Origin of the sequence: Mesorhizobium sp. M7A.F.Ca.US.006.04.2.1, assembly GCF_004022915.1 — a bacterium.
Classification (GTDB): domain Bacteria; phylum Pseudomonadota; class Alphaproteobacteria; order Rhizobiales; family Rhizobiaceae; genus Mesorhizobium; species Mesorhizobium ciceri.
In genome coordinates this window covers 1-8,833 of record NZ_RZQA01000177.1, presented here as the reverse complement: position 1 = coordinate 8,833, position 8,833 = coordinate 1, and the positions used below count along the sequence as shown (strand labels likewise).

10 protein-coding genes are annotated in these 8,833 nt (G+C 62.9%); 5 read left to right on the top strand and 5 right to left on the bottom strand.

The features are described 5' to 3' along the window. Positions 1-372: SDR family NAD(P)-dependent oxidoreductase (locus EN925_RS12135; RefSeq protein WP_128336568.1), on the bottom strand; the 372-nt coding region annotated here is incomplete at its 3' end. Next, complete coding sequence (locus EN925_RS12130; RefSeq protein ID WP_127384955.1) at positions 372-1,214, bottom strand: SDR family oxidoreductase; 843 nt, start codon at positions 1,212-1,214, stop codon at positions 372-374. The genes EN925_RS12130 and EN925_RS12135, both read right to left, overlap by 1 nt. Positions 1,215-1,317: 103 nt before the next feature. Here EN925_RS12130 and EN925_RS12125 point away from each other — a divergent pair, with 103 nt between their 5' ends. Beyond that, the gene (locus EN925_RS12125) at positions 1,318-2,205 is read left to right on the top strand and encodes a helix-turn-helix transcriptional regulator (RefSeq protein WP_127368640.1); all 888 of its coding nucleotides are present in this window, start codon (positions 1,318-1,320) and stop codon (positions 2,203-2,205) included. A 201-nt stretch (positions 2,206-2,406) separates the two neighbouring features. On the opposite strand, the gene EN925_RS12120 is transcribed toward EN925_RS12125, so the two are convergent. Then, complete coding sequence (locus tag EN925_RS12120; protein WP_013530906.1) at positions 2,407-3,042, bottom strand: TetR family transcriptional regulator C-terminal domain-containing protein; 636 nt, start codon at positions 3,040-3,042, stop codon at positions 2,407-2,409. A 226-nt stretch (positions 3,043-3,268) separates the two neighbouring features. On the opposite strand from EN925_RS12120, the gene EN925_RS12115 reads away from it, so the two are divergent. Then, positions 3,269-4,597, top strand: coding sequence for an aspartate aminotransferase family protein (locus EN925_RS12115; protein WP_013530907.1), 1,329 nt, complete (start codon positions 3,269-3,271; stop codon positions 4,595-4,597). Between the two features lie 75 nt (positions 4,598-4,672). On the opposite strand, the gene EN925_RS12110 is transcribed toward EN925_RS12115, so the two are convergent. Beyond that, positions 4,673-5,311, bottom strand: coding sequence for a TetR/AcrR family transcriptional regulator (locus EN925_RS12110; RefSeq protein WP_013530908.1), 639 nt, complete (start codon positions 5,309-5,311; stop codon positions 4,673-4,675). Positions 5,312-5,432: 121 nt separating this feature from the next. On the opposite strand from EN925_RS12110, the gene EN925_RS12105 reads away from it, so the two are divergent. The 3 genes from EN925_RS12105 (at position 5,433) to EN925_RS12095 (ending at position 8,577) form a co-directional block, all read left to right on the top strand. Then, on the top strand, positions 5,433-6,683 hold the full coding sequence (locus tag EN925_RS12105; protein WP_013530909.1) for a Zn-dependent hydrolase: 1,251 nt from the start codon (positions 5,433-5,435) through the stop codon (positions 6,681-6,683). A 63-nt stretch (positions 6,684-6,746) separates the two neighbouring features. Beyond that, positions 6,747-8,198, top strand: a complete 1,452-nt coding sequence (gene hydA, locus EN925_RS12100) for a dihydropyrimidinase (RefSeq protein WP_063172510.1) — start codon at positions 6,747-6,749, stop codon at positions 8,196-8,198. Positions 8,199-8,241: 43 nt separating this feature from the next. Then, on the top strand, positions 8,242-8,577 hold the full coding sequence (locus EN925_RS12095; protein WP_245460933.1) for a hypothetical protein: 336 nt from the start codon (positions 8,242-8,244) through the stop codon (positions 8,575-8,577). A gap of 62 nt (positions 8,578-8,639) precedes the next feature. On the opposite strand, the gene EN925_RS12090 is transcribed toward EN925_RS12095, so the two are convergent. Then, positions 8,640-8,833 (bottom strand): cupin domain-containing protein (locus tag EN925_RS12090; protein ID WP_281040643.1); only part of this gene is annotated, 194 nt, incomplete at its 5' end.

Below are 8,833 nucleotides of genomic sequence, written 5' to 3'. Positions count from 1 at the left end.
CTTGTTGAGTGTCGGCAAGGCGGCCTGCAGGCAGGACAGCTGCGGGCGGACCTTTTCCTCCACGCCACTGCCGATGTCACTCAGGTCAAGCGCCGGGAACGGGCCGAGGCCCTTGCCGCCGCTGGCCGCCAGCACCAAGTGATCAAAGGGGCCGAGGCGCTCGAAGAATTGACGGACCTCATCCGGCTTCGACGCGTCGAAAGCGGCCTTCTCGGCAGCACCGCCAAGGCTCTTCCAAGCGCTCTTCAGCTTGTCCTCGTTGCGGCCGGTGATGGTTACCTTCATGTCCGGGCCAAGCAGTTTGCGCGCCGTCGCCAGCCCGATGCCGGACGAGCCACCGATGATGACGGTGTGTTGGATTGCCTTGGTCATCAATGCTGTTCCTTCGATGTGGGGGAGGCCGGGCCGATGAGGTCGAGGCTCAAGCTTCTCAGCTGTTGCCTTGCCTTGGCGTCGTAGGCCTGAGCATCGGCGCGGGATTCCCGCAGGCCGTCGAAATAGAGGCCGCTTTTCCCGTTGAGCGTGGGTGAGGTGGCGAGATTGAGGATGGCGTCGGCACCGGTCTCGACCGAACTCCACGGCGTCACCCTGGCCTGCCGGACCATGGTTGTGTTCATGTAGCTCGCCGGATGCAATGCGTTGACGGTGACGCCGGTGCCTTTCAACTGTTCGGCCAAATCGACGGTGAACAGGATCTGCGCCAGCTTGCTCTGGCAATAAGCGCGCACCCCGTCATAGGAGCGGGTCAGCATGACATCGCTGAAGTCGATCGCCTGCTGCCCCGCAGAGGCGACATTGACGATGCGCGCCGGCGCACTGGCCTTCAGCAATGGCAGGAGCTCCGATGTCAGCAGGAAACCGGCGAGATAGTTGACCGCGAAGCGCAGTTCATAGCCGTCGGCACTCACCTGCCTTTTGGCACCTTGGCCCGCTGTGCCGATGCCGGCATTGTTGATGAGGATGTCCAGCCGGTTCGTCCGGGCGCGCACCGCCTCGGCGAGGTGGCGCACCTCGGCCAGCGAAGAGAGGTCGGCGACCAGAAGCTCGGCCTTGCCGCCGGCGGCTTCGATCTCGGTGACAACAGCCTTGCCGCGCGTTGCATCGCGGCCGTGCACCAGCACACGGGCGCCCGCGGCGCCGAGCCGTTGCGCGACAACGCGGCCGACGCCGTCTGTCGAGCCGGTGATGAGGATCGTCTTGTCTTTGAGTTCCATGTTCAGAGCCTCCGTTCTGTTGCTCTGAACGGAAGATGGGGCAGTTGGCGCTGGCCAAACAGTTCAAACTTTATCCTGGTATCAATACTGCTATAATACGCGCATGGAGTCCCAACCTCACGCGGCCCCCACACGTTCGGCTGAAAACAGCCGCCGGCGCGAACTCGGCGCCTTCCTGCGCTCGCGCCGCGAAAGGCTGACGCCCTCGGCCGCAGGCATCGCCATCGGTCTCAGGCGACGTACGCCGGGCTTGCGCCGCGAGGAGGTGGCGATGATCGCCGGTGTCGGCACGACCTGGTACACATGGCTGGAGCAGGGGCGGGAGGTCAGGCCCTCGGTCGAGGTGCTGACGGCGCTCGCCGAAGCACTGCGCCTCGACGCCGCCGAAAAACAGCATCTGTTCATCCTCGCCGACCGCCAGCAGCCGGAGCGCCGTGCCGTAGCGCCGGAAAAGGTCGATGGCCCGTTGCTGCACATGCTGCAGAGCCTGGTGCTGCAGCCGGCCTATGTCGTCGGGCGGCGCTGGGACGTGCTGGCCTGGAACCCGGCGGCGGTGGCGGTGTTCGGCGATTATGGCCTGCTGGAGGGTGACGCCCGCAACATCGTCCACATGGTGTTCACGAGCCCGCATCACCGGCACCTGCTGGTCGACTGGGAGCAACTGGCGCACACCGTGCTGGCCTCGTTCCGGGCCGCGAGCGCCCGCTATGTCGGCGATCCGGATTTCGAGCGGCTGATCGAGTTGATGACGCGTTCGAGCCCCGAATTTCGTGCCTGGTGGCCGCAGCGCGACGTCGCGCATCGGTTGTCGGGGGTGAAACATGTCCGGCACCCGAGCGCGGGCGCCATGACCTTCGAGCATATGAGCCTGTCGATCGGCGACGGCTCGGACATGAAGCTGATCGTCTACACGCCGTTAGCCGAGCAGAATTCGATCGCCAAGCTGCAGGCATTGCTGGACGCGCTGCCGGCCGAGCGGCGCAGCGCCTGAGGTTGGCTGGCGTCCCCCTCGGCTTCGTCATCCACGGGCGAAGCGGACGCGGAAACCCGAGGATCCATGCCGGGACGTTTGCCGAAGAGTACTACGGAACAGAATTTGGACCTTTTGCGGCGCGTTGAAGTCGCGGCATGGATTCTAGGGTCTGCGCCGCGCCGCGTCGCTCCTTGCTTCGCCCTAGAATGACGAAACCATTTAGCCCTTCGGCTTCAGCCCATCGAGGAACAACTGCTCGAGAAATCTTGCCGCATCCTCGAAGCGGCCGTCGCCGCCGCGGTTCGGTCCGAGCACGGCGCGGACCTGGACGTCGAAATCGGCATAATGCTGCGTCGTCGCCCAGATCGAGAAGATCAGGTGCCAAGGGTCGGTCTTGGCGATCTTGCCGGCGCGCATCCAGCCCTTGATGACGGCGGCCTTCTCGTCGACCAGCGTTTTCAGTTCGCCCGCCAGCAGCGGCATGATGCGCGGCGCGCCTTGCAGGATCTCGTTGGCGAACAGCCGGCTCTCGCGCGGAAAATCGCGCGCCATCTCCAGCTTGCGCCTGATGTAGCTGCGCAGTTCGGTTAGGGGATCGCCAATGTCGTCGAGTTCGCGCAGTGGCGCCAGCCAGGTGTCGAGCAGGCGCTGCATCAGCGTTTCGTGGATGTCTTCCTTGCGCCGGAAATAATAGAGCAGGTTCGGTTTCGACATGCCGGCGGCTTCGGCGATCTGGTCGATGGTCGAGCCGCGAAAGCCGTTGGTGGAGAAGACCTCAAGCGCCGCCTCCAGGATGAGTTCGCGCTTTTCCTGCTGGATGCGGGTGCGGCGAGGGGCATCCGTGCCGATGGTCACCGTTGCAAGCCCTCGTGTTGAGGCTCATCTGGACCAATTCTCTGGACCAGTTTTTCCCTAGCCTGTGGAACGCACTTCAGGTGCCGCATTTCCGCTAGTAATCCTTGACCGCCTAAAGGGCGGTGCTAACGTTTGTCCAATCGGTCAAAAATTTGCGTAGCATGAAAACGCGGCAAAGACCAAGCGTTGGGCGCAGCGAAACAGTTTACAAGGGGAAGTCCTGGTCATGTCCAACCGGCTGAAAGTCACGCCGAACGATCTCAGTGCATTCTGGATGCCGTTCACGGCAAACCGGCAGTTCAAGCAGGCGCCGCGCATGATGGTGTCCGCCAAGGACATGCATTACACAACCAGTGACGGCCGCAAGGTGCTCGACGGCACCGCCGGCCTGTGGTGCGTCAATGCCGGCCACTGCCGTCCGAAGATCACCGAGGCGATCCAGCACCAGGCTGCCGAACTCGATTATGCGCCGGCCTTCCAGATGGGCCATCCGATCGTGTTCGAACTGGCCAACCGCCTGGTCGACCTGGCGCCCAAGGGCATGGACCATGTCTTCTTCACCAATTCCGGCTCGGAATCGGTCGAGACCGCGCTCAAAATGGCGATCGCCTATCACCGTGTGAAGGGCGAGGGCTCGCGCACCCGGTTGATCGGCCGCGAGCGCGGCTATCACGGCGTCAATTTCGGCGGCATTTCGGTCGGCGGCATCGTCACCAACCGCAAGATGTTCGGCACGCTGCTCGGCGGCGTCGACCATATGCCGCACACGCATCTGCCGGAAAAGAACGCCTTCACCAAGGGTGTGCCGGAGTATGGCGCGGAACTCGCCAACGAGCTGGAGCGTATCGTCGCCCTGCACGACGCTTCGACCATCGCCGCCGTCATCGTCGAGCCGGTCGCCGGCTCCACCGGCGTCATCCTGCCGCCGAAGGGTTATCTGGAGAAGCTGCGCGAGATCTGCACCAAGCACGGCATCCTGTTGATCTTCGATGAGGTCATCACCGGTTTCGGCCGTCTCGGCACACCGTTCGCCGCCGACTATTTCGGTGTCACGCCCGACATCATGACCACCGCCAAGGGCGTCTCCAACGGCGTCATCCCGATGGGCGCGGTGTTTGTGAAGAAGGAGATCCACGACGCCTTCATGACCGGCCCCGAGCACATGATCGAGTTCTTCCACGGCTACACCTATTCGGGCAACCCGATCGCCTGCGCGGCCGCACTCGGCACGCTTGACACCTACAAGGAAGAGGGCCTGCTGACCCGTGGCGAGGAGCTGGCGCCGTACTGGGAAGACGCGCTGCATTCGCTGAAAGGCGAGCCGAACGTCATCGATATCAGGAACATCGGCCTGATCGGTGCGATCGAGCTGGCGCCGATCGCCGGCCAGCCGACCAAACGGGCCTTCTCGGCCTTCGTCAAGGCGTTCGAGCGCGGCGCGCTGATCCGCACCACCGGCGACATCATCGCGCTCTCGCCGCCGCTGATCATCACCAAGGGCCAGATCAACGAATTGATCGACCATGTTCGCGATGTGCTGAGGTCAATCGATTGACGGACTGACGCGGTCGGTTGAGGTCGGCGCGGCAGCGCGCCGACCTGACCTTTGGCTTGCAACGAACCATTACAGTCAGGCGGGCAACGCACCGATCCCGGTCAGGATCACCCGCTTGATATTTTCCTTGGCTTCCCGCCATTGCCGGTCGGACAGAGGTTTTCCGCCATTGAGTGTCTCGATCTGATGGCCGAAATCGGCGTAGTGCTGGGTCGTGGCCCAAAGCATATAGAGCAGATGGCGCGGATCCACCGGGTCCATCTTGGCTTCCTCGATCCAGCGCCTGATGATCTCGACGCGGCCGTCGGTCCATTCGCGCAGCGTCGATTCCATATAGTCCTGAAGCACCGGCGCCCCGTGCATCACTTCGGAGGCCCAGACCTTCGAGCCGTCCGGATGGCGGCGTGATATTTCCATCTTGGCGTCGATATAGGCACTGATGCCGTCTATGGGCCCGCGCGCCGCGTCGAAGCAATTGGCCGCCTGTAGCCAGATTTCAAAGATGTTTTGAACGACCGACCGGTAAAGCTCTTCCTTGGTGGCGAAATAGTAGTGGAGATTTGCCTTTGGCAGTCCGGCCAGATCCGCAATCAACTGCATCGTGGCGCCGCCAAACCCTGCCTCCGCAAACACCTTCTCTGCAGCGACGAGAATGGTTTTTTCATTCTCTCGGCGGATCTCCTGTCGCCGCATGGGGCGGGTGGGTTCTGCCATGTCTACCCCAAGATTCTAGTTGACCGCTTGGTCAGGTTGTGTAGTTTAAAAGCTGACCATACGGTCAAGCTGTAAATCACTCAAGGGGCGACAAGACCCCCGGTGTAGATGGGAACTCGAGATGGCCGCACCCGGCGAGAATCTGCGAATCAATTCAGATCGTTTGTGGGATTCCATCATGGAGATGGCGAAGATTGGCCCCGGCATTGCCGGCGGCAACAATCGCCAGACCGTGACCGACGAAGACGGCGAAGGGCGGCATCTGTTCAAGCGCTGGTGCGATGCGGCCGGGCTCGAAATGGGCGTCGATGAAATGGGCACGATGTTTGCCCGCCGCGAAGGCACCGATCCCAGCCTGCCGCCGGTCTATGTCGGCAGCCATCTCGATACGCAGCCGACCGGCGGCAAGTATGACGGCGTGCTCGGCGTACTGGGCGGGCTTGAAGTGGTGCGCTCGCTCAACGATCTCGGCATCAAGACCAAACATCCGATCGTCGTCACCAACTGGACGAACGAGGAGGGCTCGCGCTTCGCGCCGGCTATGATGGCGTCCGGCGTGTTCGCCGGCGTGCTCGACCAGGCCGATGTGTACGGGCATGTCGACAAGCAGGGCAAGAAATTCGGCGAGGAACTGGAGCGTATCGGCTGGAAAGGCCCCGAGAAGGTCGGCGACCGCAAGATCCATGCCTTCTTCGAACTGCATATCGAACAGGGACCGATCCTCGAGGATGAAGATATCGACATCGGTGTCGTCACCCATGGCCAGGGCCTGAAATGGCTGCAGGTGACGCTGACCGGCAAGGAAGCCCATACCGGCTCGACGCCGATGCCCAAGCGCCGCAATGCCGGGCTCGGCATGGCGCGGGTGATCGAACTGGTGCACGAGATCGCCATGGACTACCAGCCCGATGCCGTCGGCGCGGTCGGCCACATGGAGGTCTATCCCAATTCGCGCAACATCATCGCCGGGCGCACCGTCTTCACCGTCGATATCCGCTCGCCGGAAAAGGAAGTGCTGGACGCGATGGATGGCCGTATCCGCGAAGGCATCGACACGATCTGCGATGCACTCGACATCCGCTACGAGATCGAACAGGTCGGCGCTTTCGATCCGGTGACTTTCGATGCCGGCTGCGTCAAGGCGATCCGCGATGCCGCCGACCGCCTTGGCTATTCCCATCGCAACATCGTTTCCGGTGCCGGCCACGACGCCTGCTGGATCAACCGCGTCGCGCCCACCGCCATGGTGATGTGCCCTTGCGTCGATGGCCTCAGCCACAACGAGGCCGAGGAGATCACCAAGGAATGGGCTTCGGCGGGTGCCGATGTCTTGTTCCACGCGGTGGTGGAGACGGCTGTCATCGTGGAGTGAGCTTAGAATCCACCTTCCAAACGACGCTCGTAAAGAAGCGCGAAGAGAACAAGGGAACAGTCAATGACCAAAGTCATCCGAAACGGCACCATCGTCACCGCCGACCGCACCTGGAAAGCCGATGTGCTGATGCAGCACGGCAAGATCGTCGCCATCGGTTCGGGCCTGCATGGCGACCATGAGTTCGACGCCACCGGCTGCTACGTCATGCCGGGCGGCATCGACCCGCACACCCATCTCGAAATGCCGTTCATGGGCACCTATTCGGCCGATGACTTCGAGTCCGGCACGCGCGCAGCGCTCTCCGGCGGCACGACCATGGTGGTCGATTTCTGCCTGCCGGCGCCGCAGCAGTCGCTGCTCGAAGCCTTGCAGATGTGGGACAACAAGACCTCGAAGGCGTCGTGCGACTACTCCTTCCACATGGCGATCACCTGGTGGGGCAAGCAGGTGTTCGACGAGATGGCCACGGTCGTCGACAAGGGCATCACCTCGTTCAAGCATTTCATGGCCTACAAGGGCGCGCTGATGGTCGACGACGACGAGATGTATGCGTCGTTCCAGCGCTGCGCCGATCTCGGCGCGCTGCCGCTCGTTCATGCCGAGAATGGCGACGTGGTGGCGGCACTGTCGCAGAAGCTGCTGGCTGCCGGCAACAACGGCCCCGAGGGCCACGCCTATTCACGGCCGCCCGAAGTGGAAGGCGAGGCGACCAACCGCGCCATCATGATCGCCGACATGGCCGGCGTGCCGCTCTATGTCGTGCATGTCTCCTGCGAGCAGAGCCATGAAGCGATCCGCCGGGCGCGCCAGAAGGGCATGCGGGTGTTCGGCGAGCCGCTGATCCAGCATTTGACGCTGGACGAGAGCGAGTATTTCGACAAGGACTGGGACCATGCGGCACGCCGCGTGATGAGCCCGCCCTTCCGCAACAAATCGCACCAGGACTCGCTGTGGGCCGGCCTCCAGGCGGGGTCGCTGCAGGTGGTGGCGACCGATCATTGCGCTTTCACCACCAAACAGAAGCGCAACGGCGTCGGCGATTTCACCAAGATCCCGAACGGCACCGGCGGGCTTGAAGACCGCATGCCGGTGCTGTGGACCACAGGCGTTAACACCGGCCGGCTGACGATGAACGAGTTCGTCGCGGTGACCTCGACCAACATCGCCAAGATCCTCAACATGTATCCGAAGAAGGGCGCCATCGTAGAGGGCGCCGACGCCGACATCGTTGTCTGGGATCCCAAGCGCAAGAAGACAATTTCGTCCAAGAAGCAGCAATCGGTGATCGACTACAATGTCTTCGAGGGTTTCGAGGTGACCGGCCTGCCGCGGTTCGTGTTCTCGCGGGGCGAACTGTCGATCCAGGAGGCCGAGGTCAAGGCCAAGCCCGGCCATGGTGAATTCGTCGGCCGCGAGCCGAATGCGGCGGTCAACCGGGCGCTGTCGACGTGGAAGGAAATCTCCGCGCCGCGCAAGGTGGAACGCACCGGCATCCCGGCGACCGGGGTTTGAGGTGCGGCGCGGGGGACTTCTTTTCGCGGCAGTTTTGGTTCTGGTGGCCAGCCAAGTGACGGCGGCCGGCATCGACCTAGCCAAACCTTATGGCAACAAGTCCGGCTGCATCAACAAGAACGGCCAGGAAGTCTACGCCGAGGACATGCTGCTTCTAACCAACACCGACTTCATCACGGCGACGAGCGCTTGCACCTTCACCGGCAAGAGGGTCCAGGCCGACGGCTCGCTTGTGGTGAAGGCGGAGTGCGAGGCCGAAGGCGAAGAGGGCAAGTCGCCCGCCACCTTCATCATCAAGCACAGCACCAAGAACGCCAAGAAACTGTTGATCGCGGATGCGGACGGCACCGTCTATGGGGAAGTGTCTCGGTGCCGATGATTGCCGAAGCTGGCGGGCGCAAACCTCTAGCAATTGGCCGACGGGCGCCTAGCCCGGCGAAGTCAGCTTCCGGCGACCAGCGCATCCAGTTCCGGCAGCAGGACGACGCTCTCCTGTTCGTTGGGATCGGTGCGCGCAATGACGGCAGAGGACGGGGCGCCGCTCAGGTTGGCCGGCAGATGCGGCACGCCGGCGGGGATGTAGAAGAGATCACCGGCCTTGACGACGATATGATGCTCGAGCCGGTCGCCATACC